We start from the raw sequence: 25,737 nt of genomic DNA, 5'->3' as shown, positions 1-25,737 counted from the left end.
CATCCTGACGGTGTCAGCCGTGCGGCAGCATCCGCTTGAGCACGCTGTCGCGAAGGAAGTAGTGGTGAGCGAGTGCAGCCAGCGCATGCCCGGCTGCGAGCACGATGATGATCCAGGCCGCATCATTGTGCAGCCATTCATAGGTCTTTGAGAGAGGCTTATCGGGTGCGAGCAGGCTCGGCACCGAAAACAGGCCGAAAAAGGAGAAGGGTTCGCCCTGCGCCCAGCGCAGCAGGAAGCCGAGAACCATCTGTGCAATGAGCAGCCCGTAAAGCAGCCAGTGCATGCCCTTGGAAAGGACGGAGGTGATGCCGGCCTCCGCCGGGGCGAGCCGGCGGCCGCCCGAGGAACGCCAGACCAATCTGACAATGAAGGCAACAGTGAAGAGCAGGCCAAGCGAGATATGAATCGCCTGCAGGCTCTTGCGCATCGGCGTGCCGTGCGGCAGGGCATTCCAGACATAGGCGGCGGCAAAAAGCGCAACCACCAGCAGTGCGGTCAGCCAGTGCAGGCTGATCGTCAGTCGGTCGTAACGCGAGGCATCGGCGAGCGCGCGCGGAGGTGCGGCAGCTTGGTCAAGGGCCATGTTATTTCTCGTGAGGTTGCAGTTGGTGACAGGATGCGCCCGCGCACATAGCCGGGAGCAAACTCAGCTGCAATCCCAGCCGATGCATACGAAAGACGGCAGCCAAATTTTCGCTGCCGCTAAAACATGATTACAAGTATCGACTTAACGCCGATGCGGCGCCGGCATCGGCTCAATCACATCTTCGTGCGCATCGGACCAAAGAGATCAGCCGCGCCCACGATAGGTGGCGACGCCCTGCTCCGGCAGCCACACGCCTTCCGGCGGCTTGCCGGTCTGCCAGAAGACGTCGATCGGAATGCCGCCGCGCGGATACCAGTAGGCGCCGATCCTCAGCCACCTGGGATCGAGCAGCTCGACGATGCGCTTGGCGATGTAGATCGAGCAATCCTCGTGGAAAGCGCCGTGATTGCGGAAGGAATGCAGGAAGAGCTTCAACGACTTCGATTCCACCAGCCATTCGCCTGGAATGTAGTCGATGACGATATGGGCGAAATCCGGCTGCCCGGTCATCGGGCAGAGCGAGGTGAATTCCGGCGCAGTAAAGCGTACGACGTAATCGGTGCCGGCATGGTTGGACGGCACTTTTTCAAGCACCGCCGCCTCTGGCGACTGCGCGGTTTCGGTTTGCTGGCCCAGCATCGACAGGCTGGAGGTATCGGTATTCGGCATCATGCCTCCTTGACGACTTTGACGCGGATGCCGTGAGCCTTTTCGCCCTCCGGCTCCACATGAATTGCAATGGTGGCGCCCTCGTGCACCGCCCTGATGGCATCCTCAAGGCGGTCGCAGATATCATGCGCCTGGCGCACCGACATGCCGCCTGGCACCACCATGTGAAAATCGATGAAGGTAACGGTGCCGGCCCGCCTGGTTTTCAGGTCATGCACGCCGATCGAACCCGCCGCGTGGGTAGCGATCGCCTGCTTGATCGCTGCCTCCTCCTGAGGCTCGACCGCCTGGTCCATCAGCCCGCCGATCGATTGGGAAATCACCTTCCAGCCCTGATAGAGGATGTTGACGGCGACGAGAATGGCAAGCACCGGATCGAAGATCGCATAGCCTGTCGCCAGCGCCAGCAGCAGGCCGACGAGCACGCCGACCGAGGTCACCACATCGGACATGATATGCTGGCCATCAGCCGCCAGCGCCGCCGAGCGATACCTGCGCCCTGTCCGGATCAACAGCCGCGCCCAGACCGCATTGATCACACCGGCCGCGAAATTGATCGCAAGGCCGAGCACAGGTGCGTCGAGCATGTGCGGCTCGGCGAGGTAACCAACCGCCTCGTTGACGATCAGCAGCGCCGCGACGACGATCAGCACGCCCTCGGTAACCGCCGACAGATATTCCGCCTTGTGATGGCCGAAGGGATGGTCGTGATCGGCCGGCTTCTGCGCATAGCGAATGACGAAAAAGGCGATGAAGGCGGCAACGACGTTGACCGTCGATTCGAGCCCGTCAGATAGCAGCGCTACCGACCCGGTGACCCACCAGGCCACCATCTTCAGGCCCATCACGCCAAGCGATAGCGGAATCCCCCACATCGCCAGCGTCCGAACCGTAAGGTCGCCGTTGTCACTCATATCGTCCCCCTGCGGTTGCGAATGAATTGCAGCTCTCAAGCCGTTGAAACGCAAAACCGCCCACGCGACGATCGCGAAGGCGGTTCAGATCGAGGTGATATGGGCGATGAAGGAGGATTTGTCAAAGGGAATGAAACGCCGTTCACAGGCAGTGCCTCCCCCATGGACAGCTGTGTAACCTCGGATGGCGGGCGCCGGGCGGTTCAAGGGGCCGGGTAGGAAAGGACAGGTTGCGGCCAGCGCAAGAGCGCGGCCTGCCCTGCGGGCGTCAGGGCATAGATACCCTTCTCTATACGCTCGAACCATCCGTAGACGTTGTCGCGCAGGATCGGGCCGGCATTAGCCGCAAGCGCCTTTATGTCTCGAGGTCGTACCAGACCTCGTTCGAGTGCTGAGGCGCAGAGCAGTGCCTGCTGGCGATAAGCGGTCATGATCGGGGCTCTCGAACCGCCGCCGACGGCAGGATCGCCACGGCGCCGCTGGTGCTCGCTGACGAGGCGCGATCGCCGCTTTGAGTTGGTCCGCGGCATCGGCGAAATGGAACTGACGATAATGCTGACCTCGCCGCCGTCGGAGACGCCGAGCATGCCGATACCGAGCCGCCGGCAGAGGTCGCGGTAACGCCTGTCGGCCTCCCGCCCGCGGCCCTTGGCGGAAACGCGGGCGGCAATCCAGACTTCATCGCTCATCGCCGCGCGGTCGACCGCCTGCAGAAGCAGTTCGAGGTTGAAGGAGAGTTTCAGTTCGCAGACCACCACGACCGGCGGCTCGCCATCGCTCAAGCCAACGAGATCGCACGTTCCGACCTCGCCCTTCACGACATAACCAGCCGCCTCCAGGAAAGCTTTGACGGGCAGGTAAAGCGATGTCTCCATGGCGGGACGATCAGGCGGCGTTGAGATCGGCAATCTCGCCATATCGCGCGAGCAACCGCGGCGAGGACATGTCGCCGGTTTCCTCGTCGACAATCACGGCATAGGCCGCCACACCGACGAAACGCTCAGCCATCGCCGAAGCGATCTTTTCTGCGCTGACAGAGTTCGATGCCTGGCGCATTTCGCCGGGTACGAGATTGCCGCGGTTCTTGCGGTAAGGGAGAACGATGAATTTTTCACTGGCCACGGCGACGGGCTCCGGTTGATCGTTCCTGAAATGTTCTGATTTGCGTGAGAAAGTCAACCGAACTCTTCGGTGGAAGCTCGCCCTTCCCGCAAACCCGGGAAGGGCGAGGGAATTACGCTTAGGCAGCCTTCGTTTTCACCTTGCGCGCCAGATGCGCCACGACGTTTTCGATCATCCGCATGCCGGCGTCGCCGCCGAGCGTCATGATCGATTCCGGATGGAACTGCACCGCGGCGATCGGCTCCTTCTCGTGCTCGATGCCCATGATCGTGCCGTCCTCGCTTTCCGCCGTGATGATGAACTCGCGCGGCAGCGTCGAGGGATCGGCAAAGATCGAGTGATAACGGCCGACCGTCACTTCCTTCGAAAGGCCGGAGAAGACGATGCCGGGCTCCAGCACACGGATGCGCGAGGGCTTGCCGTGCATCGGCAGCGCCAGATGGCGGAGTTCCCCGCCATAGGCTTCGGCGAGCGCCTGCAGCCCGAGGCAGACGCCGAAGATCGGCAGGTTGCGCGCCCGCGCCTTCTTGATCGTCGCCTTGCAGTCGAAATCCTTGGGCGTTCCAGGCCCCGGCGACAGCACGACGAGATCCGGGTTCAGCCGATCGAAGATTTCCTCCGGCACCGGTGAGCGCACGGTCGAAACGGTCGCCCCCGTCTGGCGGAAATAATTGGCAAGCGTGTGGACGAAGCTGTCTTCATGGTCGACGAGCAGGATGCTGACGCCCTTGCCGACGCTTGCAACGTCGCGCTGGGTCTTGCCGGAATTGCCGGCCTTGGCGTCGCGGATGGCGGAAAGCATGGCGGAGGCCTTCAGTTCTGTTTCGGCTTCTTCTTCCTCAGGGATGGAATCGTTGAGCAGCGTTGCACCGGCGCGCACCTCGGCGATCCCGTCCTTGATGCGCACGGTGCGCAACGTCAGGCCGGTGTTCATGTCGCCGTTGAAGCCGACCATGCCGATCGCCCCACCATACCATGCGCGCGGGCTTTTTTCACGGCTCTCGATGAAGCGCATCGCCCAGAGCTTCGGGGCGCCGGTGACGGTGACGGCCCAGGCGTGGCTGAGAAAACCGTCGAAGGCGTCCATGTCGTCGCGCAGCCGTCCCTCGATATGGTCGACTGTGTGGATGAGGCGCGAATACATCTCGATCTGCCGGCGGCCGATCACCTTGACCGAACCGGGCTCGCAGACGCGGCTCTTGTCGTTGCGATCGACGTCGGAGCACATGGTCAGCTCGGATTCGTCCTTCTTCGAATTCAGAAGCTTCAGGATCTGCTCGCTGTCGGCGATCGGGTCGTCACCGCGCTTGATCGTACCCGAGATCGGGCAGGTCTCGATCCGGCGGCCGGAAACCCGCACGAACATTTCCGGGGAGGCGCCGACCAGATATTCCTGATGGCCGAGATTGATGAAGAAGGAATAGGGCGACGGATTGATCGCCTTCAGCCGCTTGGAAATGTCGGAAGGCTTGCTGTCGCAGCGCTCCATGAATTTCTGTCCGGGAACCACTTCGAAGAGATCGCCCTTGCGGAAACTTTCCTTCGCCTTGGTGACGAGCTCGGCATATTCGCCGGGCCGATGATCGCTCTTCGGCGGGATGGAATCCGTGTGCTTGAACGGTTCCGGCGCGATATCGCCGGCCTTGCCCTCGGTCGACAAGCCGCCCTTTTCGAAATCGTAACGGTCGATCCAGGCTTTGGCGGCGTAATTGTCGACGACGAGGATTTCGTCGGGCAGGTAGAGCACCATGTCGCGCTGGTCGGAGGGCCGCGTCAGCTTCAGATCGATCGCGTCGAACTGGAAGGCGATGTCGTAGCCGAAGGCGCCGTATAGCCCGAGGCTCGCATCCGCCTGCGAATAGAACAAATCGGTCACGGCGCGCAGCACAGTGAAGACCGTCGGCATCTTCGAGCGCTCTTCCTCGGTGAATACCCGGTCCGGCTTCTTGACCGAGAGGTCGAGGCGGCGGGCGGAACAAGCGCCGAGCACGAGGTCGGACACAGTCTTCAGCCGCTCGGCCACGAAGCCGAGAAGAACCTCGCCGCGTTCGTTATAGGCTTCGATCCAGACGTCGCGCCCGAAGGAAGAGATGCCGAGCGGCGGATCGACAACGGCAGTATCCCAGCGCGTATAACGTCCCGGATATTCGTAGTTCGACGAGAACACCGCGCCGCGGCGCTCGTCGAGCTTGTCGATATAGGATGAGACCGCATCGCCGTAGGGGATTGCCCGCCGCTGCCGCGTGACTGATATGCCGCCCTTGGTCTCGTATATTTCCGCACCATCATCCCGCAGGATCGTTACCATAGTTCCACTCCGTTATCGGGGCCCGGACGACAGGCGGCCACAAAACAAAAAAAGCCGCCTCGAAGTTTCGGGCGGCTCACTCGTCGTCGTCTTTGGACACGATTGGTCGAGGCCGCCTTAGCGAGCCCACCACCAAACAGCAATGTTCAAGGACTTGATCATGGGAAAATTGTTAGCCTGAGATCGACCGCCACGCAAGAGGCGAATGCGGGATTGAAAAAGGGCGGCCCGAAAGCCGCCCGATCTGATGTCCTGCTCTGGAGCCGATCAGAAAGTTTTCGTCAGCGAGACCTTAAAGGTGCGGCCAGGCTCGGAATACCAATCTTGCGGCTGCGAGGCCGTCGAACTCAGGTTGACGTCGCGCACTGCAAGCGAATTGAAATATTCCTGGTCGAAGATATTGTAGACGCCGGCCTGCACGCGCAGGCCCGGCACCTGTTCCGGCGTCCACCAGCCGGTCAGGTCCACGACCGCATAGCCGGGTGCATCGAAGGTCGTATCGGGCTTCGTGCCGACGGTATTCAGATGGTCGGTGAGCATGCCGGCTGAAAGCGTCGAGGACAGATCGAAGCCGAAACTCTCGTTGCTCCAGCCGCCGCCGACGATCGCCTTGAACGGCGCCACCGAGCGCAGGCGCTGGGCGGTTTCCTCGTTTCTGCCATAGGCGTAGGCCAGTGCTGCGTGCAGGTTGATGCCGTTGTTGAACGTCTTGTCGGCGCTCGCTTCGACACCCGAGATCGTCACACTGCTGACGTTGGTATAGTTGAACTCGGTGATGCCGGTGGAGGCGTTGACACTCGTCTTCGTTTCGATGAAGTTGTGATAGCGGTTGTGGAAGAGCGCCAGGCGGCCGTTAAAATCGCCAGTATCGAAATTGGCGCCCATTTCGACACCATAGCCGGTCTCCGGCTTCAGGTCGGGATTGCCGAGCTGGGCATAATTGCCGCCCGCATTGTAGAAGCGGCTATAGAGCTCGTCGACGGTCGGGGCGCGGAAGGCCGATGACAGCTGGGTGTACAGCTGCACATCGGGTGTCAGTTCGTAGGTGGCGAGCACCTTCGGCGAAGCATGCTGATCGCTGCGGTCGGACAGGGCACCGAATTTTGCAAGCGCGGGGTTGCTGGCGAAACCGCCACCCGTCGACGGATCATAGCTGAACCAATCGAAACGAATGCCCGGCGTCAGCGCAAAATTCGTATCGCCGAATTCGATTTTATCTTCGATCGACAGGCCGATCGTCTTGTTGTCAACGTCCGGCACCTCCGACTGATTGTTGAGCGAAGGGCACGTGGTCGGCGTCGGGCATAGGGCGGAGCTGTACTGGCTCCAGGCCGACGTGGTCGCGTCGAGCGTTGCCTTCACGGAATGACGGACGTTCGAATATTCGAAATCCTTGGTGACCGTGCCGTGGATGCCCCAGGTCTTATTTTCGATCTCGTTGTTTCGGCCGTAGGCGACATTGGCCGCTGTGCGTCCTTTGCTGCCCGACTCCTTTTTCAGATCCTGCCAATAGAGCGTGGCCCGGGCACTGGTGAAGAATGCATCTGAGGACTGCGCTTCATAGTCATAGTCGAGCGAAACGCGATCGCGGTCGCGCAGTTCGCGGCCGTCATAATTGTCGATCATGTAGGTGCGTCCGGTTCCCTGCAGATCTCTCAGGTCGGTCTGGAGATCGCGACGAAACCGCTCCGCCGTCAGGCCGATGCGATGACCGCCTTCCAGTTCCTGGCGAACTTTGAAGAGCAGGTTGTGCTGGTCGAAATCGGCGGGATCCGCCTCGGTCCGCAAACGACCGTAACTGTCGTTGTCGCCCATATTGTCGCGTTCATGCCCTTTGCGGTAGCCGCCCTGAAACAGGATCGACGTGTTGCCGATCTTCTTGGCAGCGGCAGCCGAACCGGAAAGGCTGCTGTCTTCGCTGTCATAGGTTGACTTGACGATCGCGCCCCAGTCGCGGCCTTCGGGAATGATATCCTCCGGCTCCAGCGTATTGACGACGATGGCGCCGCCGAGCATGCCCGAGCCGCCCTTGCTCGAATCCGCGCCGCGCACGATATCAAGCGACGAGAGCGAGTTGAAATCGAACGTATCGCCGCCGCCATTGGCGTTGGCCGGCGCGAAGGCACCCTGGCGCGAGCTGTTCGAGAGATAGGGAATCGGAATGCCGTCGACGACAGTCAGGATGCGTGCGCCGGAGAGGCCGCGCAGATTGACGCCGGCATCGCCGCGCGAAAAATTCACGCCGGGATCAACACTCCGCCCGAGGTCTTCCAGATTGGTAACCTGTTTCTCGTCGAGCTGCTTGGCGGTGATCTCCGTCGCCAGCGGCGTATCGGCGACGCTGCCCGGCGCCACGCGTTTGCCCTTGACGACGATCTTCTGCAGGACGGTGCTGTCGTCGGCCGTTGCTTGCGGCGTGGTGGCCGAAGCGCTTTGCGCGAAAGACTGCGAAACAGGAAGAACAACTGCGGCTGCTGTGCAGACCAATAGAACCGAGTGCCAATACCGGACGATCATAACCTACCCTCTCATGATGATTACCGGGCTGGCTGGTCGTGGCGCGTCGAACGCTCGAGGGGCTGGCTGGGCTTTTGCGGATGAAGGCGACGCTGAATTTCGCCTTCTTTTCGCCGCATAAAAAACATGAGATATTTTGTCAACATAAACTGACGCATTATGTTGATTTAATCTATCAAGTTTTAACGATCTTTACTGGCGTTGCGCAATTGCAACGAAAGCCGCGCTGATGCGTTATGCCCTACGCAATCGACATGACGGAACCGGATGCGTTGAGAAAACTTTCGATACTGGCGATCCTTCTCGCCGCAACCGCCTTTCTTGCCGGCGCTCGCCTGCCCCCGCACGGCCCTTTACCCCAACCTCGACCGGACGCCAGCGCTGCAACCAGCCCTACCCCGCTTCCTGACAAGGCTGAACCGCCCGCACCGGACGATGTGCCCGCGCCTCAGCTAAAGCCTGATGTGAAGGAGCCGGAGGCACCGGCGCCAGACCAGCCGTCGCCGCCCCAAACCGAACCGGGAAAGACCGAACCGGCAAAGCCAGAACCGAAAAAGTCCGCGCCGGCAGAACCGCTGCAAGGTCCGCCGCTTCCGCCAGGCAAGCTCGAAGGCCCGCAGGCTCCGGCGGAGGAGAATAAACCGCCGGCCGAACAGACACTTGAAGAGCAGCATCTGACGATCGAACCCGAAAGCGACGCCGAGCACACCGAATGCACTGCTGCGCTTGAGACCTTGGGCGCCGTCTTCAAGGAAACGCCGCGCATCGACGACGGCAACGGCTGCGGCATCGACAAGCCGATCATCGTCTCAGAAGCCCTGCCCGGCATCAAGCTGAAGCCGGAGGCGACGATGCGCTGCCCGGCGGCACTCGCCCTTGCCCGCTGGATGAAGGACAGCGTCATCCCGGCGGCTTCCGCCGCCCTGCCGGAGCAGGGCCGCATCACCACCGTCAACCAGGCAACGTCCTATATGTGCCGCCTGCGCAACGGCGCCGGAACCGGCAAGGTCTCCGAACATGCCCGCGGCAACGCCATCGATATTGCGAGCTTCCATTTCGAAAAGGGTGAGGATGTCGCCGTCCGCTCCCGCCGCGAGGATCCGACGTTGACCGGCGCCTTCCAGCGCACAGTCAGCGCCGCCGGCTGCCTCTATTTTACCACCGTCCTCGACCCCGAAAGCGACGCCGCTCACGAGACCCATTTCCATCTCGACGTGATCGAAAGAAAGGGCGCCTATCGTTATTGCCATTAGTCGCTGAGTGGCTGGGTCTCGCTTGAAGCGCAGCCCCTTGCATGTTCAATTCGCGCTAATTGTTAGATGTTTGGTGCGCATTGAACGTGAAAGTGCGAATTGAATATGCAAGGGGCTGGTGTCGCCGATCTGGTGAGAGAGGATGTCGCGTGCAGGATCAGAACAACCCCTCGATATAACCTTGGTCGTTCAGGAAAATCCGTTCCGCCGACGGTGATTTCGGCAGGCCGGGCATTGTCATGATCTCGCCGGTAATGGCGACGACGAAGCCGGCTCCTGCCGAAAGCCGCACCTCCCGCACCGTGACGATGTGGCCTTCCGGCGCGCCGCGCAGGCTCGGATCGGTGGAGAAGGAATATTGCGTCTTCGCCATGCAGACCGGCAGCTTGCCGTAACCCTGCTCCTCCCATGTCTGCAACTGGTCGCGCACCGCCTTGTCGGCCGTCACCTCGCCGGCGTGATAGATCTTCGAGGCGACGATCTCGATCTTCTCGAACAGCGAAAGATCGTCGCCGTAAAGCGGCTGGAATTTCGCCTGTCCGGATTCGGCCAATTCCACCACCTTGTGCGCCAGTTCCTCGATGCCGGCCGAACCCAGCGCCCAGTGGCGGCAAAGGATCGCCTCGGCACCGAGCCTCGAGACAAATTCCTTCACTGCCGCGATCTCGGCGTCGGTATCGGAGACGAAATGGTTGATCGCCACGACCACCGGCACGCCGAACCGCCGAACATTGGCGACGTGCCGGCCAAGATTGGCGCAGCCCTTCTTCACCGCCGCGACATCCTCCGTGCCGAGATCGTCCTTCTTCACCCCGCCATTCATCTTCAGCGCCCTGACGGTGGCGACGATGACCGCCGCATCCGGTTTCAGCCCGGCCTTGCGGCACTTGATGTCGAAAAATTTCTCGGCGCCGAGATCGGCCCCGAAGCCCGCCTCCGTTACCACATAGTCGCCGAGTTTCAGCGCCGTCTTCGTCGCCGTCACCGAATTGCAGCCATGGGCAATATTGGCGAAAGGCCCGCCATGCACGAAGGCCGGATTGTTTTCCAGCGTCTGCACCAGGTTCGGCTGCATCGCATCCTTTAAGAGCACCGCCATGGCCCCATCAGCTTTCAGGTCGCGCGCATGCACCGGCGTCCTGTCGAAGCGATAGCCGACGATGATGTCGCCGAGCCGCCTCTCCAGATCCTTCAGGTCGGTGGCGAGGCAGAGGATCGCCATCACTTCGGAGGCGACGGTGATGTCGAACCCGCCCTGGCGCGGGAAACCATTGGCAACGCCGCCCAGCGAGGACACCATGCTTCTGAGCGCCCGGTCGTTCATGTCCATGACCCGCCGCCAGGTGATGCGGCGGATATCGATATTCTCTTCGTTGCCCCAGTAGATGTGATTGTCGATCATCGCCGCCAGCAGATTGTGCGCCGAGGTGATCGCATGGAAATCGCCGGTGAAATGCAGGTTGATGTCCTCCATCGGCACGACCTGCGCATAACCGCCGCCGGCCGCGCCGCCCTTGACGCCGAAGCAGGGACCGAGCGAAGCCTCGCGGATGCAGACGATGGCTTTCTTGCTGATCCGGTTCAGCCCGTCGCCGAGCCCGACGGTGGTCGTCGTCTTGCCCTCGCCCGCCGGTGTCGGATTGATCGCGGTGACAAGGATCAGCTTGCCGTCCTTCTTGCCCGCCTGGCCGGCGATGAATTCGGCGCTGACCTTTGCCTTGTCGTGACCGTAGGGAACGAGCTGTTCGACCGGAATGCCGAGTTTCGCCCCGATCTCGAAGATCGGCTTTTTGGCCGCAGCGCGCGCGATTTCGATATCGGACTTGATTGATGGCATGGATCTTCCCCGTCCCGGCCGTCCGCAGACGCGGAGGTATTTGTTCTCTCTTTATCGGGATAGCGAAATATCGGCGGGGTGTGAATAGCGCCGCGCCTTGCGGCCGACACGCTGGACGTTTATGTGGCGGTCAACGATCGCGGTTTTACAAGGTGAAGACATGAAAGCACTGGAACTCATCATCGAGCGCATCATCCTGTCGAGCCGCTGGATCCTCGTCGCCTTCTATATCGGCCTGGTGGCGGCGCTCGCCGTCTATGCCGTTTCCTTCGGCTACAAGCTCCTGAAGATCGCTTCCGGCGTCTTTGCCCTGGACGAGGCGGAGATGATCCTTGCCATGCTCAGCCTCATCGACGCAGCCCTTGTCGCAAGCCTGATCGTCATGGTGATGATCTCGGGGTATGAGAATTTCGTTAGCCGCTTCGATGAGGCGACCGAAGCTGACAACGAAGTCTCCTTTCTCGGCAAGCTCGATTCAGGCAGCCTGAAGATCAAGGTCGCCTCCTCGATCGTTGCCATCTCCTCCATCCACCTGCTGCAGGTCTTTCTCAATGCCGACAAATACGAGGACGGCAAGATCATGTGGCTGACCCTGATGCACCTCGCGTTCGTCGTCTCAGCCGTCATGCTCGGCTACCTGGAGAAGCTGATGAGCGCGACATCGAAGAATGACTTGAAGGACAAGGCTTAATGCCTGTCGCCGGGAAGTGTGCAGCGATTCCCGGATAACGACACGCATAAAAACAAAGAGCTAAAACGCGTCGCATGAACCAAGTTAACTGCGTCGCGCTTTAGAGCACCGCAAAGAGGCACCTTCGAACGGTGAACACGCAGCCGCCCGACGTAAAACGCCGAGCTGCTCTTTCGCATCCTGATGTCAATGTAGCGAAGCAGCAGCAGGAACCATCTCTGCAGCTTTTCTGGGGCATCGAAGACTTTCCTTGGCATCGGGTCCACACAGGCGAGAACCGGGTTCTTCACCATAAGGGATGATACCATTGACGATGCCGAGATCGAGCGCCTGAGAACGAAGTATATTCTTTCGCTCAATCGATGTCGCGAGCATCATCGTCTCGTAAGACTCGGCATTGACGCCCATCTCGTCGAAATAGGCGAGGAATTTCGTATATTCAGCCGTCGTGGGTCTGACGAGGCCGATATCGGAATATCCGACAAGCCGCGGCGTTCCGCTGGTCAAGACTAGAGTACAGGTCGAAAGACAGTATGCACCGCCGGCAGAAACCTCGCCCTGGGTCGGTCCGCTTTTGGCCATGCTCGCTTTGCAACGCGGATCCAGCGTCGGGCAGTTCGGCAACCGCGTTCTGCCAATCGACGTCTCCAGACCTGCAGCCCGGATCATACGCCCCATCGCGAAAGCCGCATCCATATCCCCGCCATTGGATTGAAGGACGACCGGCAGCTTTCTTCCGCCGAGCGCCTTCAAGGTCGCCTCCAGCCGAGCCGGCGTATCCGGCGTGATGTCTCCTTCCGCAGAAATCCACTGTGTGCACTCATCCTGGCAATTGCCATGATACATCAGCAGAAAATCCATCGGCCGGGTTTCCGGCGGAGTTTCGCTGGTGACCGCGGCCGCAGCCTGCGCGGGTGCCTTGGATACAGGCGTCTCCGCCGCCGCACGGCGATGACAAACGGCCTCAGCCGCAGCATCCGCAGCACAGAGCGGCATGCCAGGCCATTCGTTGTAAGCCAACATGTCCGTCATGAGACCTATTTCAAGTGCGTCTGCGGCCGGCACGATGTTGATGCGGTCAGGGGTGGCGCTCATCATCAGTCCAATCAAATCGGCGCTGACGCCCATTTCCTTCAGATAGGCCGTAAGAGCGGCAGTGGCCTTCTTGCCCAGCTTGGTGGAGCTGCTCCTCCCCGCTGACTTTCGGCCCACCTCCTTGCGGGAGATTTCGGTCTTCCTGCCGTTCACCATCTTGTATTCGATGCGGTAGGAAACACGCACCTTGCTGTAGATTGTCGTGATCTGGTGAACGCCGATGAATGCCCATTGCGACGCGACCCGCGAGGTTCCGCCGGAGAAGACCAGCGGACAAGCGGAAAAGCAGTACGCGCCATAGGAATAGGTATTACCAAGCGAGGGTACATTCTTTGCGATAGCGGCGTCGCAACGCATATCATCTTCTGGACAATCCTTCAGCCGTGTGCCGCCCACGGCCGTTTCAAGACCGGCCTTGCGGATCATCCGGCCCATCGCATAAGCGGCGTCGACTTCACCACCCTCTGAAAGAAACACGATCGGCATTTTCCGGTTGCCGATTGTCTTCAGAATTTTTCGGAGCTGCGCCGGCGTATCGGAGGTTATGCGTCCCTCTGCCGATATCCATTCCGGACAGTCTTCCATGCAGAGGAGGCTGCGCACGAGGATGAACCGCATCGGCGGCTGCCCTGCCTGCTTCTTCTGCCCGGCAGCCTGCGAAGTTGCCGCTCCTATCGCCAGCGTCAGAAATAATAAAGCAAGTAATATCAGGGAAAATAGGGATTTCACAAAAAAAGAAATCGCAGAGCGCACGATTAAATTGCCTCAATTATACATGGTAAAACGCTTAGCAATTGCATTGATCGCCAGCAAGCCGCTTTTCGACACGTGTTGCTCCGGCTTTCTCCAAGGTGATTCTCTCCCCGCATCACTGCGCGAGACCCATGAGTCTGGGCATGGAGGAGATCAAAGATACCAGAACTCTATATCCACAAGTTGAAATTCAACCAATGCGCGATCCCCTGTCAATAATTTTACACAATGTGAGTAAATCGCCGACGTGAAGTCAATTGGGACTAGCATTCAGCCGCCTTTCTGTGTTTGATAGCGTTAACATTTGGGACTGCCGGGGGCGTATAAATGTCTTACATGACCACCTCTGAAAGACAGTCATTGCTTTCGGCAGGACTCGCCACTGCCCGAACGCGCAGTCTGTTTGCGCAAGCGCTCGGCCGGGTCTCCGCCGCTTTCGGATTGTCGCATGCGACGCTGATGCACGCTCCCTCCCCGGAAGACCTCCTGTTGAAACCCCTGCTGATCGAAAGTTCGCTTCCGGCCGCCTATGTCAGGGAGTTCGACCGCGCCCACATGATGCGCGGCTGTCCTTTTGGCTTGCGGCTGAGAGAATCTGCCGTCCCGCCGGCCTGGCACCTCAACGACGCCGTCAATGGTCAGGCCTTCCCCGCCGAACTGCGTGCCCTGATGCTGCGCCATGCCATACCGGCGGGCGTTGCCATGCCGACCATTGCAGCGAATGGCCAGCGCCTGGTCTTCTGGTTCTGCGGCGAGCGCGCCGCACTTGGCCAGAGCGAGGTCAACGAGCTGGCAATGATCATTCTGCATGCCCTCGACGCATACAATGCAGTCAAACGCAACGAGGAATGCGCCTATAACGCGCTATCGACTCGAGAACTAGAGGTTGTGCGCTGGACTGCTCAGGGCAAGACCTCGATCGAAATCGGCCAGATCCTTGCGCTCTCGGACCATACGGTGAATGCCTATATGACGAACGCGATCAAAAAACTCGATTGCGTCAACCGTACCCAGTTGGTAGCTAAGGCAATTCGATTGAAGCTGATCAACTGAGGAATCGGAAGAGAGTCGGCACGTCGTCCCGTGATCTGGGGGAATCGTGTCTCTTCGCTTCGAACAGCCCGTCATCGACAAGGCAGAGCAATCCCGCGCCCACATCGGCATCACCGATGCGGAAATCGTTCGGATGCTTGCCGCCTATCGCCTTTTCGGCTTCTGGCGCATCGACATCGAGACGGGGCATTTCTTTGCAAGCGAGGATGTGCACGAGATCTTCAATCTCCCCTACAGCAACGGCCCCGTCAATCTGACCGAGTTGATGTCGCGCATCCACGAGGAGGACCGCAGCCTGATCGCCCAGACCTTCGAAGAGGCGAGCCTTCACGGCGTCGGTTTCCATTTCGTATACCGCGTGGATAACCGGCTTGGCGGCTACAAGCTGGTGCGCAGCGTCGGCCGCTTCCGTGACGATGAAAGCGGCGGCGGCATCGTCGGCATTACCTATGAATTTGTCGAGAAACTGCGCGTCGTCGGCTTCGAGGACAATACGGGGCGCCGCTGACGCCAGTTTTAGCGATCGAGCACCGAGCGGATCTCGACTATGTTCGAGCGCACCCTCAGAATATAGAAGCCCATGGTGGCAAGATGGCTCGGCATGATCCAGCCATCCTCGCGGCCATTCGAGATGATCGCCGGCTGGATGCGCAAGGCCGCCTGGAACTGCCGCATGGTCCCGCCCCAGATTGCTCCGAGATTGCGCTCCTGCACCACCTGCGAGAAATCCGCCTGCGCTGCCGCCATGATCGCGTAGTAGCCGTAGAGCTGGCCGTAGGCGAACCAGAACCGGTCGTCGGCGCGTGTGTCGAACCAGCCGCGATTATGGTTTTCCGAGCGCTCCGCGAGCATGTCGGAAGTACCACCGAGGTCGTTGGCGATGCGGTCGATGAATTGGATGAGATTGTCCGCACGGCCGTCAAAAATCGCGTTGCAGAGGGCGAGATCGGTGTTGAATTTGCGCAGGCTGCCGATCGCCGAGCGGTAATAGGAAGGTGTCGGCGTCTTCGGTCCGAACGGATTGAGCCCGAAATACCAGCTGTATTCATCGAACTGCAGATTGCCGCGCGCGCTCTGCAGGTCGTTGTTGATGCCCGACGTGCCGCGCACGCGTCCCAGCGTGTCGACAAGCTCCGCCGAGGTCCTCCGAATCGCCTGATTGACGCCGCGCTGGAACGATGCCTTGTTGTCGAGGAAGGGCGTGTGATCCCAGTCGACGCCGAAGAAGCCCATCTTGTACAGCAGCATGGAGGAGATCCATGCATTCTGGTTGACGTTGAAATCGGTCAGATCGGCTGTGACATCGACGATCGCCGAGCGCTGGCAGGTCTTCTGCGCCGTCGCATTGGCTCCCGCGGCGACTGGCACTTCCTGCCCGGCGGCAACCTTGCGGTCGGAAAGACGATACTGTTCGACGAAAGCGGTGTTGAAATTCGACCACACCTGCGTCTGCCAGAAGAAATAGCTGTAGAGCGCGACGAGCAGCGCCACGAAAGCGATGACCGGCAGCCGGACCATCCAGCTCCGACGCTGATACCAGCCGTGCGCGGCAAGGAAGGGCCAGAAAGCCCAGGCGCAAAATAGGCGAGCCCAGCGACCGATCGTCTGGCCGATCAGCCTGAAAAAACCGGCTATCCGGTCAAGCATCGTCGTCTCCTGTCAGGCGAGGCGAACACTACAGCGCCGCGCGTCTTTTCAGACCGCTAAGGACGCTGCAACACTTTGAGTTGCTGCATCCACATATGCGCTCGATGGGCCGAGCACAACACGAGCCATCCGATTTTTCGCAAGTGCGCCATGCGGAAAAGAGGCGCTGACTGTGTATTGCAGATCAGGAACGCAGGAAAGGCAGGTTGAAACGCAAGGACCTGCGCTCTGTGTCGATCAGAGGCGCTCCCGATTTTTCCGGCGCCGGCTCGGCATAGGTCGGAAACCTCCCGGTAAATTCCAGATCAGCGCGGCTCTTGCGCCGCTCCAGATCCTGGGCGACCAGCATGCCTTTCTCGAACAGCCTGATCGGCGCGGCGATATCGGGAAAGAGTTCCGGCTTGATCCGCATCTTCATACCCGGCCGGTCGGTATCGACCTGCGCCTGGTAGATGATCAACCGCTCCTCGACGTCGATCATCAGCTTGCGCAGCAGCACGTTACAACCGGCGATCCGGCCGTTCAGCGAATCGACAAAGGCCTGGAACAGGCCGATGAAACGCTCGCGCCGCTGGCTGTCGTCGCGCATCTCGTGCTCGCCGGCAGAAATCTGCTCGGCCTGCGCCTTCAGCGCCCGCCGCTCCGCCTCCATCTGCTCCCAATGCGCCCTGTTGCCGTAGACGCCGATACGGCCCTGCGTCGTCAACGCCTTGGCATTGAGTTCCTTCATCTTGAGGCGGGCAATATCGATGGAATCGACCAGCCGGCGCCGTTGCTCGACGATGTCGACGAGACCGCGCTCGGCGGCCCTGTGCCGTTCGATGATCGAAGCGCGCTGGCCGCCGATCAACCTGGCGAGCGCATCCGATTTCGTCAGAAGTTCGAGCAGCCGTTCGATGACGGGGGCCTCGCGCACGCGTTCGGTATACCTGCGCCACATCCGCTGGCGCGACGTCCAGCCGGCCATCTTCTCGCGCAGCGTCAGCCCTCGGAAGCTGTCGAGATCCGCCGAAACCTCCGCCGTTAGCCGGTCGAGGGAAAAGACCAGCTCCGCCTGCAGGGCGTCGAGTGCGGCAGCATCGGCGATATGGGCCTGGAAACGAGAATTCTGCTCGAGGAAGACCTCGTCGGCCGACCGTGCTTCATCGCCGCTGAAGGCGTTGATCGCGGCCACGCAATAGTCTCCGTCGGCCGCAATCCTCTCGGCAAGGATGCCTGCAGCTTCGTATCGGCCGTCGAATGGCGGAGGTTTACGCACCAGGCTTCTCCAGGGAATCTCATTCGTCCCAAGCTAGAGCATGATGCCGAAAAGTGTGAGCGGTTTCCGTCCGAAACTGCGTAAAATAGAAAGCATGTCGCTTTCCGGCGCCAAAGAAAGCAGGCCGCATCGCGGCTTCAGACCGGCTCGGCGATCCAGGTCCCGTTCATCGCTTCGTCCCAATGCCTGCGGCAGAGCGAGACATATTTCTCATTGCCGCCGACTTCGATCTGCGCGCCTTCGTGCAGCACCTTCCCCGCCGCGTCGAGCCGCACCACCATCGTCGCCTTGCGCCCGCAATGGCAGATCGTGCGCACCTCGCGCATTTCGTCGGCGATCGCCAACAACTCCTGCGACGCAGGAAACAATTTGCCCTGGAAATCGGTTCTCAATCCGTAGACCATCACAGGAATGCCGAGCCTGTCGACGACGCGGGCAAGCTGCCAGACCTGGACAGGCGTCATGAAATGCGCCTCGTCGACGAAGATGCAGGCAATCGGCGCCCCTTCACCGCTCAGCGTCGCGATCAGCCGGAACAGGTCCTCGTGCGGTTCGAAGGGAATGGCGCTCGCCTCCAGCCCGATGCGCGAACCGATGACGCCTCGGCCGGTACGCTCGTCGAAGGCAGCGATCAGCTGCACCGTGCGCATGCCGCGCTCCTGATAATTGTAGGAGGCCTGCAGCAGCATCGTCGACTTGCCGGCATTCATCGTCGAGTAGTTGAAATAGAGTTTTGCCATTCAATCTCTCCTTGATCGGCTTATTGAAAGCTCACAATGGCAAAGAAAAGCCCCGCAACAGTGATAATCACAGAAATTCCGCTCAAAAACTGCTGAAAACTCCAAAAACAAGCTGCTTCCAAAAATCTGCCCGACGTCGCAATCGCATGGGTCGATACGACGCAAACGCACTGAGGTCGCTTGTCAAACTCGGCTATTGGTGGTTGGCTTGGGAACTTAAAGACTGGGAGTCTAAAATGAAAACAACAAGCACATTCAAATTCGTCACTGCCACTGCCATCGCTACTCTCTCCATTGCGACCGCTGCCTTCGCCGCGGATCCCGACAGCTGCTCCACCGTTCATTTCTCGGACGTCGGCTGGACCGACATTACCGCCACCACCGCCACTGCCTCCGTCGTCCTGAAGAGCATCGGCTATCAGACCGATATCAAGGTCCTTTCGGTACCGGTCACCTATACCTCGCTGAAGAACAAGGACATCGACATCTTCCTCGGCAACTGGATGCCGACCCAGGAAAAGGACGTCCGCCCCTATCTCGACGACAAGTCGGTCGAATCCTTCGGCCCCAACCTCGTCGGCGCCAAGTACACGCTCGCCACCAACGCCAAGGGTGCGGAACTCGGCATCAAGGACTTCAAGGATATCGCCGCCCACAAGGACGATCTCGACGGCAAGATCTACGGCATCGAGCCAGGCAATGACGGCAACCGCCTCGTCATGGATCTGATCGAAAAGAATACCTTCGGCATGAAGGATTTGGAAGTCGTCGAATCCTCCGAACAGGGCATGCTCGCCCAGGTCGCTCGCGCCGAAAAAGCAGGCAAGCCCATCGTCTTCCTCGGCTGGGAACCCCATCCGATGAACACGAATTTCAAGCTGACCTATCTCACAGGCGGTGACGACGTCTTCGGCCCGGACTTCGGCGGCGCCAAGGTCTACACCAATGTTCGCGCCGGCTATGTCGGCGAATGCCCGAATGTCGGCGCGATGCTGAAGAACCTGACGTTCTCCCTCGAGATGGAGAACCAGATCATGGGCAAGATCCTCGACGACGGCAAGGAGCCGGAAGCTGCGGCGACCGAATGGCTGAAGGCCAACCCCTCCGCCCTCGATCCCTGGCTTGCGGGCGTCAAGACCCGCGACGGCAAGGGCGACGCGCTGGCGGCTGCCAAGACCGGCCTCGGCCTTTGACGATATGATGGGGCGGCTCGCCGCCCCATTTTATTTTTGTCCGATTGTTGATTTTTTTGGATAGGCGCGCCCCTTGAATTGGATCACCGACGCTAAGATTCCCATCGGCTCAATGGCCAAATCCTTCGTGGACTGGCTGACATCGAACGGCGAGTGGTTCTTCAACCAGCTCGCCTTCCTGCTGTCGAGCGCCATAGACGGCCTACTCTTCGTGCTGCAGAAGCCCCACCCGCTGATCGTCATCGCTGCCATCACCGCCCTTGCCTTCTGGCTGCGCCGGTCGATCGCAGTTACGCTCTTCACCTGTCTTGGGCTGCTGCTCATCGTAAACCAAGGGTATTGGAAAGAGACGACGGAGACGCTCGCCCTGGTGCTCGCCGCCACCTTCGTTTGCATGGTGATCGGCATTCCCTTCGGCATTGCCGCCGCCCGCCGCCCTTGGGTCTATGCCGCCATGCGCCCGGTGCTCGATCTGATGCAGACCATTCCGACATTCGTCTATCTGATTCCGGCGCTCATCCTCTTCGGCCTCGGCATGGTCCCGGGCCTGATCGCGACGGTCATCTTCGCCATCCCCGCCCCCATCCGGCTGACGCGCCTCGGCATCATCTCGACGCCGCGTTCCCTCGTCGAAGCCGCCGTTGCTTTTGGCGCAACGCCAATCCAGGTGCTGCGCAAGATCGAACTTCCCTTTGCCATGCCGCAGATCATGGCCGGCCTCACCCAAACCATCATGCTGTCCCTGTCGATGGTGGTCATCGCCGCCCTCGTAGGGGCTCCCGGGCTTGGCGTGCCGGTCGTGCGCGCGCTCAACACCGTCAATATCGCCAAGGGCTTCGAAGCCGGTTTCTGCATCGTCATCCTGGCGATCATTCTCGACCGCATATTCCGCACCGCGGGTGAAGGAGGCGGCGCATGACCGCAGTAAGCTTCAAGGATGTCAGCATCATCTTCGGCGATCGGCCGGAAACAGCGCTTGCCATGGTCGACCAGGGCAAAACACGTGACGAAATCGGCGCCGCCACCGGCCTGGTGCTCGGCGTCGCCAATGCCTCGCTGACCATCGAAGAAGGCGAAATCCTGGTGCTGATGGGCCTTTCCGGCTCGGGCAAGTCGACGCTGCTGCGCGCTGTCAACGGGCTCGCCCCGGTGGTGCGCGGCGACGTCTCGGTCTCGACCTCCAATGGTCCGGTCAACCCTTACAGATGTAACGCCAAGGCGCTGCGGGAGCTGCGCACCCACACCGTCTCCATGGTGTTCCAGCAATTCGCTCTTCTGCCCTGGCGAACAGTCGCCGAGAATGTCGGCTTTGGCCTTGAACTCGCCGGCATGCCGGAGCCCGAACGCAAGCGGCGCGTCGGCGAACAGCTCGAGCTCGTCAACCTGACGAAATGGGCCGACCGCAAGGTCAACGAACTCTCGGGCGGCATGCAGCAGCGCGTCGGGCTTGCGCGCGCATTTGCCACCGGCGCCCCTATCCTGCTAATGGACGAGCCGTTTTCGGCGCTTGATCCCTTGATCCGTACCCGCCTGCAGGACGAGCTCCTGGAGTTCCAGCGGCGTCTGAAGAAGACCATCCTCTTCGTCAGCCACGATCTCGACGAGGCCTTCCGCATCGGCAACCGCATCGCCATCATGGAGGGTGGCCACATCATCCAGTGCGGAACGCCGCACGACATCGTCAAGAACCCCGCCGACCAGTATGTCGCCGATTTCGTGCAGCATCTCAACCCGATCAGCATGCTGACGGCGGCCGACGTGATGCAGCCCGGCCTCGGCCAGACGGCCGCCGGCATGAGCGTCAGCGCCACGGCCCGCGCCGCGACCCCGCTCGTCGATATCCTCGATGCCCTTGCCCGCCAGCCCGGCAGCATCGGCATCGTCGAGAACGGCACGATCGTGGGCACCATCTCGGCCCAAGATATCGTTGCCGGCCTCACCCGCCATCGCCGCAGGCAGGACGCTTGATGTTTTCAATCCGCTTTGCCACAAAGCGGATATGAAAGATCAACCCTCGCCCATACGCGAAACCGACGACGATGCCCGCAAGCTCGCCCGCGTGCTTCTGCGCTCCGCGCGGCACGCGGCGATTGCCGTTCTCGACCCCGAGACCGGCTTCCCCTTCGCCAGCCGCGTGCTGGTCGCGACCGATATTGACGGCACCCCCGTCATCCTCGTTTCGAAGCTGTCGGCCCATACCAGGGCGCTCGCCAGCGACCCGCGCGCCTCACTCCTGACCGGCGAGCCCGGCAAAGGCGATCCGCTCGCCCACCCTCGCCTGACAACCCAATGCCTGGCTGAACCCGTCGAGCGCGACAATGTGTTCTACGAGCGCATACGCACGCGTTTTCTCGCTCGCCACGCCAAGGCGAAGCTTTATCTCGACTTTCCTGATTTCCTGTTCTTCCGTCTCAAGCCGGAACGGGCCAGCCTCAATGGCGGCTTCGGCCGCGCTTACCTGCTCGGCGCAAACGATCTCGTAATCCAGTCGTCCGCGAATGAAGAAGTCGCCGCCAGAGCGGCAGAAGCAGTGCGAGATTTAGTAGCGCGCTACCCCGATGTGGCCGAGACCCTCGCTACCAGGCTAAAGGCTCCGGAATCGGCTTCCTGGCGCATTTGTGGTGTCGATCCCTCAGGTTTCGACATGATTTCCGGCGATTATCTGCTGCGATACGAATTCGAAACCCTCGCTGGGGACGCCGATCACATTTGTTCAAACATATCTAAAATAGCATACTCGATACCTTAAATTTAGGTATATACAATCTTCGCCCGCAGTTGCTAGTTTTCGGGCGTCGGTTAAAATCCCGGCTGGCGGCCAGTGCCCACACGGATGATGTACGTTTCGCATTAGGAAGATAACAATATGGAAACCACGGATTTGGCCGATCACACCAATGTGGCGGCGGCGTTATTATCGGCCATGGCCAACCCGAAGAGATTGCTGATCCTGTGTAGCCTCGTGAAGGGCGAAGTGGCCGTCGGCGTACTTGCAACGCAGGTCGGCCTCAGCCAGTCGGCTCTTTCCCAGCACCTATCGAAACTGCGCGCTCAAAAGCTGGTCAAGACCCGCCGCGACGCACAAACCATTTATTATTCGAGCACCTCCGAGCCGGTGATAAGGATCCTGGCGACGCTCGAAGACATCTACCTCGTGCAGAACCGGAACAGATCCGCCGCTTGATGATAGCGCTGACATGAATGTCGGCCGATGTCGTGGCGTAAGGGGATGTTCCCGGAGGCGCGGCAACGATATTTTAGCACCTGAACCTTATGGCACGACCGGCAAACTTGCGATTTGCCGGTCGTGCCTTTTTAATTGCGTCTGTCGGCCCCGAGCTGTTCCCAGATTGCCCGAGCTATTCCCAGATTGATGGGGCAACTCGAGCCTCCCGCCACCAGTGGCTCTCTGGCGTTTTCCCGTTGACGCATCGGGAAGCCCTGATAATTTGACCGGGCAGTCAAAATTTGGGCGTGAAGCCCCGGGAAAGGGCCGTCAGCGGCCAGGAGAACAGCATGTCCAATCGCCTCAACGCACCGAACGATCTTCGCGCCTTCTGGATGCCCTTCACAGCAAATCGCCAGTTCAAGAAGGAGCCGCGCATGTTCGTCGGCGCCAAGGACATGTATTATACCACCCATGACGGCCGTCAGGTGCTGGACGGCACTGCCGGCCTCTGGTGCGTCAACGCCGGCCACTGCCGTCCGAAAATCACCGAGGCAATCCGTGAGCAGGCCGGCGAGCTCGATTACGCCCCGGCCTTCCAGCTCGGCCACCCCAAAGCCTTCGAACTGGCGAACCGCCTAGTCGACATCGCTCCCGAAGGCCTGAACCACGTTCTCTATACCAATTCCGGATCCGAATCCGTCGAGACAGCGCTCAAGGTGGCGCTCGCCTATCACCGCGTGAAGGGCAATGGTTCTCGTTTCCGCCTGATCGGCCGCGAGCGCGGCTATCACGGCGTCAACTTCGGCGGCATCTCCGTCGGCGGCATCGTCACCAATCGCAAGATGTTCGGCACGCTGCTGACCGGGGTCGATCACATGCCGCATACCCACCAGCCCGGAAAGAACAACTTCACCCGCGGCGAGCCCGAGCATGGCGGCGACATCGCCACCGAGCTCGAGCGTATCGTCACCCTGCACGACGCCTCCACCGTTGCCGCCGTCATCGTCGAGCCGGTGGCCGGCTCCACCGGCGTCCTGATCCCGCCGAAGGGCTATCTGCAGAAGCTGCGCGAGATCTGCACCAAACACGGCATCCTTCTGATCTTCGACGAGGTCATCACCGGCTTCGGCCGCCTCGGCGCCCCCTTCGCCGCGCAATATTACGACGTCAAGCCCGACATGATCACCGCAGCCAAGGGACTGACCAACGGCGTCATTCCGATGGGCGCCGTCTTCGTCACCTCCGAGATCCATGATGCCTTCATGAACGGTCCGGAGCATATGATCGAGTTCTTCCACGGCTATACCTATTCCGGCAACCCGATCGCCTCCGCCGCCGCCCTCGCCACACTCGACACCTACAAGGAAGAAGGGCTGTTGACACGCGCCGCCGAGCTTTCCGATTACTGGGCCGACGCGCTGCATTCGCTGAAAGACTGCCCCAATGTCATCGACATCAGGAACACCGGCTTGATCGGCGCGATCGAACTCGATCCGATTGCCGGCGAGCCGACCAAGCGCGCCTTCACCGCTTTCCTGAAAGCCTATGAAAGCGGCCTGCTGATCCGCACCACCGGCGATATCATCGCGCTCTCTCCGCCGCTGATCATCGAGAAGCAGCATATCGACGAGCTTTTCGGCAAGCTGCGGACCATCCTGCAGAACAACATCTGAGAAAACTCTCAAGCTTTCGGCATCATGGCCTGCGGGGACTCAAACCCACGCAGGCCTTTTGTTGCCGCGATGGATCGACCTCAGGTCACGGCGGCGACGGACAGACAGAGGGCGAATTTCTTCAGCAGCCGGCGATCGAAATGCCCTTCATTGCCAAGCATCCATTTCAGTGCCTGGCTGGCGCTCCATGGCGCCCTGTAGGGCCGCACCGAGGTGACGGCGTCATACACGTCGCAAATCGCCGCAAGACGTGCATGAAAGCTGACCTGCGTCTCAGAAAGCTTGCGGGGATAACCCTTGCCGTCGATCCGCTCATGATGGTTGAGGCAGACGTCGAGAACGATCTCCGACATGCCTTCCTGGCGCGACAGGATTGCGTGTCCCTTTTCCGGATGGTCGCGGATCATCTTGATCTCGTCTTCATCCAGACGTCCTTCCTTGTTGAGCACCTCCAGCGGAATTTCGAGCTTGCCGACGTCGTGCAGTAATCCTGCTGTGCCGAGCATCTGCACGGTTGTCTCGTCAAGTCCGAGATGGCGGCTGAAAAGGATCATCAGCGCACTCACAGAAATGGAATGCAGGAACGTCACCTCGTCCCTGGATTTCAGGCGCGTAACGCTTAGGAAGACGGTCGGGTTCTGATCGATCGACTTGGAGACCGAGGAAATCACCGGCGCCACCTGATCGACGCTGATCCCATCGCCATGCTGCAACCGACCGAAAACGTTCTCCAGCACCTGCACGGATTTCTGAATCGTCTCGTGTGCGGCCTTGGTGTCGATCTCGAGATTGCCGCCTGGCAGGCCATCAATATCGAGGCCCCTGCTGGTATTGATGACCACGCCTGGAATGCCACTCTTGCGAAGAGTCACGGCATCCATTTCACGGCGCAGGAGAAATCTTCTCTTGGACAGAAGAGGATCTTGCCATACACCCTCGATCGCCTCGACAAACATTCCGGTGCGCACCTGTCTGGCTTCGATACGCTTGAGCATGCAGATCTCTGTTCCTGAAATATCTCTCTATTTGTCGTCGACCGTTTTTGCATCGCAACAATATATGCACGAACAATGGTTCTACTCCGATTGGTAGAATCAAATGTTAATCTCAAACAAAATTGAAGTTCCAGATATGAGAGAACATCCGCGAAATTCGAGAGCCTTCATCCGCTCATCGCTGATACGGGCTCCCCGAGTCTCCTCCGAAAAGCGGAAAACGGCGCCGGATCGAACGATTTTCGACGAAACCGTGCCGGA

At 60.2% G+C, this 25,737-nt stretch carries 23 protein-coding genes; 10 read left to right on the top strand and 13 right to left on the bottom strand.

From position 1 onward, the window contains the following. Positions 1-13: 13 nt before the first annotated feature. The 7 genes from RCCGE510_RS14725 to RCCGE510_RS14695 form a co-directional block, all read right to left on the bottom strand. Positions 14-586, bottom strand: coding sequence for a cytochrome b/b6 domain-containing protein (locus RCCGE510_RS14725; protein ID WP_007631030.1), 573 nt, complete (start codon positions 584-586; stop codon positions 14-16). A gap of 207 nt (positions 587-793) precedes the next feature. Beyond that, positions 794-1,258 carry a preQ(1) synthase gene (queF, locus tag RCCGE510_RS14720; RefSeq protein ID WP_007631029.1) on the bottom strand — a complete coding sequence of 155 codons (465 nt, stop codon included), beginning with the start codon at positions 1,256-1,258 and terminating at the stop codon, positions 794-796. Next, on the bottom strand, positions 1,258-2,172 hold the full coding sequence (gene emfA / locus RCCGE510_RS14715; RefSeq protein WP_007631027.1) for a CDF family cation efflux transporter EmfA: 915 nt from the start codon (positions 2,170-2,172) through the stop codon (positions 1,258-1,260). The genes queF and emfA overlap by 1 nt, the downstream gene beginning before the upstream one ends. Before the next feature lie 203 nt (positions 2,173-2,375). Then, entirely contained in the window at positions 2,376-3,047 is a 672-nt protein-coding gene (locus tag RCCGE510_RS14710; RefSeq protein ID WP_007631025.1) for a DUF2161 family putative PD-(D/E)XK-type phosphodiesterase, read from the bottom strand. 10 nt (positions 3,048-3,057) lie between these two features. Continuing rightward, positions 3,058-3,294, bottom strand: coding sequence for a hypothetical protein (locus tag RCCGE510_RS14705; protein ID WP_037078786.1), 237 nt, complete (start codon positions 3,292-3,294; stop codon positions 3,058-3,060). A gap of 118 nt (positions 3,295-3,412) precedes the next feature. Next, positions 3,413-5,602, bottom strand: coding sequence for an anthranilate synthase (locus tag RCCGE510_RS14700; RefSeq protein WP_007631023.1), 2,190 nt, complete (start codon positions 5,600-5,602; stop codon positions 3,413-3,415). A 267-nt stretch (positions 5,603-5,869) separates the two neighbouring features. Beyond that, positions 5,870-8,119: a TonB-dependent hemoglobin/transferrin/lactoferrin family receptor gene (locus RCCGE510_RS14695; RefSeq protein WP_007631022.1), complete on the bottom strand. Its 2,250-nt coding sequence runs from the start codon at positions 8,117-8,119 to the stop codon at positions 5,870-5,872. Positions 8,120-8,355: 236 nt separating this feature from the next. On the opposite strand from RCCGE510_RS14695, the gene RCCGE510_RS35980 reads away from it, so the two are divergent. Next, positions 8,356-9,372 carry an extensin family protein gene (locus tag RCCGE510_RS35980; RefSeq protein ID WP_346426504.1) on the top strand — a complete coding sequence of 339 codons (1,017 nt, stop codon included), beginning with the start codon at positions 8,356-8,358 and terminating at the stop codon, positions 9,370-9,372. Positions 9,373-9,529: 157 nt separating this feature from the next. Here the strand turns inward: RCCGE510_RS35980 and RCCGE510_RS14685 are convergent, their stop codons facing one another. Next, positions 9,530-11,209, bottom strand: coding sequence for a formate--tetrahydrofolate ligase (locus RCCGE510_RS14685; RefSeq protein WP_007631020.1), 1,680 nt, complete (start codon positions 11,207-11,209; stop codon positions 9,530-9,532). Between the two features lie 160 nt (positions 11,210-11,369). Here RCCGE510_RS14685 and RCCGE510_RS14680 point away from each other — a divergent pair, with 160 nt between their 5' ends. Beyond that, positions 11,370-11,900, top strand: a complete 531-nt coding sequence (locus RCCGE510_RS14680) for a TIGR00645 family protein (RefSeq protein ID WP_007631018.1) — start codon at positions 11,370-11,372, stop codon at positions 11,898-11,900. Between the two features lie 186 nt (positions 11,901-12,086). Here RCCGE510_RS14680 and RCCGE510_RS14675 read toward each other — a convergent pair whose 3' ends face one another. Further along, positions 12,087-13,748 (bottom strand): hypothetical protein, encoded by a 1,662-nt coding sequence (locus tag RCCGE510_RS14675; RefSeq protein WP_037078748.1) that lies wholly within the window; start codon positions 13,746-13,748, stop codon positions 12,087-12,089. A 327-nt stretch (positions 13,749-14,075) separates the two neighbouring features. On the opposite strand from RCCGE510_RS14675, the gene RCCGE510_RS14670 reads away from it, so the two are divergent. Both RCCGE510_RS14670 and RCCGE510_RS14665 read left to right on the top strand, forming a co-directional pair. Continuing rightward, entirely contained in the window at positions 14,076-14,801 is a 726-nt protein-coding gene (locus RCCGE510_RS14670; protein WP_037078745.1) for a helix-turn-helix transcriptional regulator, read from the top strand. 46 nt (positions 14,802-14,847) lie between these two features. Continuing rightward, a complete protein-coding gene (locus RCCGE510_RS14665) occupies positions 14,848-15,309 on the top strand; it encodes a PAS domain-containing protein (protein ID WP_007631014.1) in 462 nt (153 codons plus the stop codon). 8 nt (positions 15,310-15,317) lie between these two features. Here RCCGE510_RS14665 and RCCGE510_RS14660 read toward each other — a convergent pair whose 3' ends face one another. The 3 genes from RCCGE510_RS14660 to RCCGE510_RS14650 all read right to left on the bottom strand — a co-directional run bounded on the left by RCCGE510_RS14660 (position 15,318) and on the right by RCCGE510_RS14650 (position 18,446). Then, positions 15,318-16,448: a DUF2333 family protein gene (locus RCCGE510_RS14660; RefSeq protein WP_007631013.1), complete on the bottom strand. Its 1,131-nt coding sequence runs from the start codon at positions 16,446-16,448 to the stop codon at positions 15,318-15,320. Between the two features lie 184 nt (positions 16,449-16,632). Continuing rightward, entirely contained in the window at positions 16,633-17,706 is a 1,074-nt protein-coding gene (locus RCCGE510_RS14655) for a hypothetical protein (protein WP_007631012.1), read from the bottom strand. A gap of 137 nt (positions 17,707-17,843) precedes the next feature. Continuing rightward, the gene (locus RCCGE510_RS14650; protein ID WP_007631011.1) at positions 17,844-18,446 is read right to left on the bottom strand and encodes a thymidine kinase; all 603 of its coding nucleotides are present in this window, start codon (positions 18,444-18,446) and stop codon (positions 17,844-17,846) included. A 236-nt stretch (positions 18,447-18,682) separates the two neighbouring features. On the opposite strand from RCCGE510_RS14650, the gene RCCGE510_RS14645 reads away from it, so the two are divergent. The 6 genes from RCCGE510_RS14645 (at position 18,683) to RCCGE510_RS14620 (ending at position 24,481) form a co-directional block, all read left to right on the top strand. Further along, the gene (locus RCCGE510_RS14645; protein ID WP_007631010.1) at positions 18,683-19,639 is read left to right on the top strand and encodes a choline ABC transporter substrate-binding protein; all 957 of its coding nucleotides are present in this window, start codon (positions 18,683-18,685) and stop codon (positions 19,637-19,639) included. A gap of 73 nt (positions 19,640-19,712) precedes the next feature. Next, on the top strand, positions 19,713-20,558 hold the full coding sequence (gene choW, locus RCCGE510_RS14640) for a choline ABC transporter permease subunit (protein ID WP_037078742.1): 846 nt from the start codon (positions 19,713-19,715) through the stop codon (positions 20,556-20,558). Continuing rightward, a complete protein-coding gene (gene choV, locus RCCGE510_RS14635) occupies positions 20,555-21,607 on the top strand; it encodes a choline ABC transporter ATP-binding protein (RefSeq protein WP_007631007.1) in 1,053 nt (350 codons plus the stop codon). The genes choW and choV overlap by 4 nt, the downstream gene beginning before the upstream one ends. 31 nt (positions 21,608-21,638) lie before the next feature. Next, positions 21,639-22,388 carry a pyridoxamine 5'-phosphate oxidase family protein gene (locus RCCGE510_RS14630; RefSeq protein ID WP_007631006.1) on the top strand — a complete coding sequence of 250 codons (750 nt, stop codon included), beginning with the start codon at positions 21,639-21,641 and terminating at the stop codon, positions 22,386-22,388. Positions 22,389-22,505: 117 nt separating this feature from the next. Then, on the top strand, positions 22,506-22,823 hold the full coding sequence (locus tag RCCGE510_RS14625; protein WP_007631005.1) for a metalloregulator ArsR/SmtB family transcription factor: 318 nt from the start codon (positions 22,506-22,508) through the stop codon (positions 22,821-22,823). A gap of 332 nt (positions 22,824-23,155) precedes the next feature. Further along, on the top strand, positions 23,156-24,481 hold the full coding sequence (locus tag RCCGE510_RS14620) for an aspartate aminotransferase family protein (protein WP_003592983.1): 1,326 nt from the start codon (positions 23,156-23,158) through the stop codon (positions 24,479-24,481). A gap of 80 nt (positions 24,482-24,561) precedes the next feature. On the opposite strand, the gene RCCGE510_RS14615 is transcribed toward RCCGE510_RS14620, so the two are convergent. Continuing rightward, positions 24,562-25,476, bottom strand: a complete 915-nt coding sequence (locus tag RCCGE510_RS14615) for an HD-GYP domain-containing protein (protein WP_007631003.1) — start codon at positions 25,474-25,476, stop codon at positions 24,562-24,564. Between the last annotated feature and the right edge of the window lie 261 nt (positions 25,477-25,737).

It is taken from the genome of Rhizobium sp. CCGE 510, from assembly GCF_000292525.1.
Taxonomy (GTDB): Bacteria; Pseudomonadota; Alphaproteobacteria; order Rhizobiales; family Rhizobiaceae; genus Rhizobium.
This window is presented reverse-complemented; position numbering and strand designations above follow the sequence as displayed.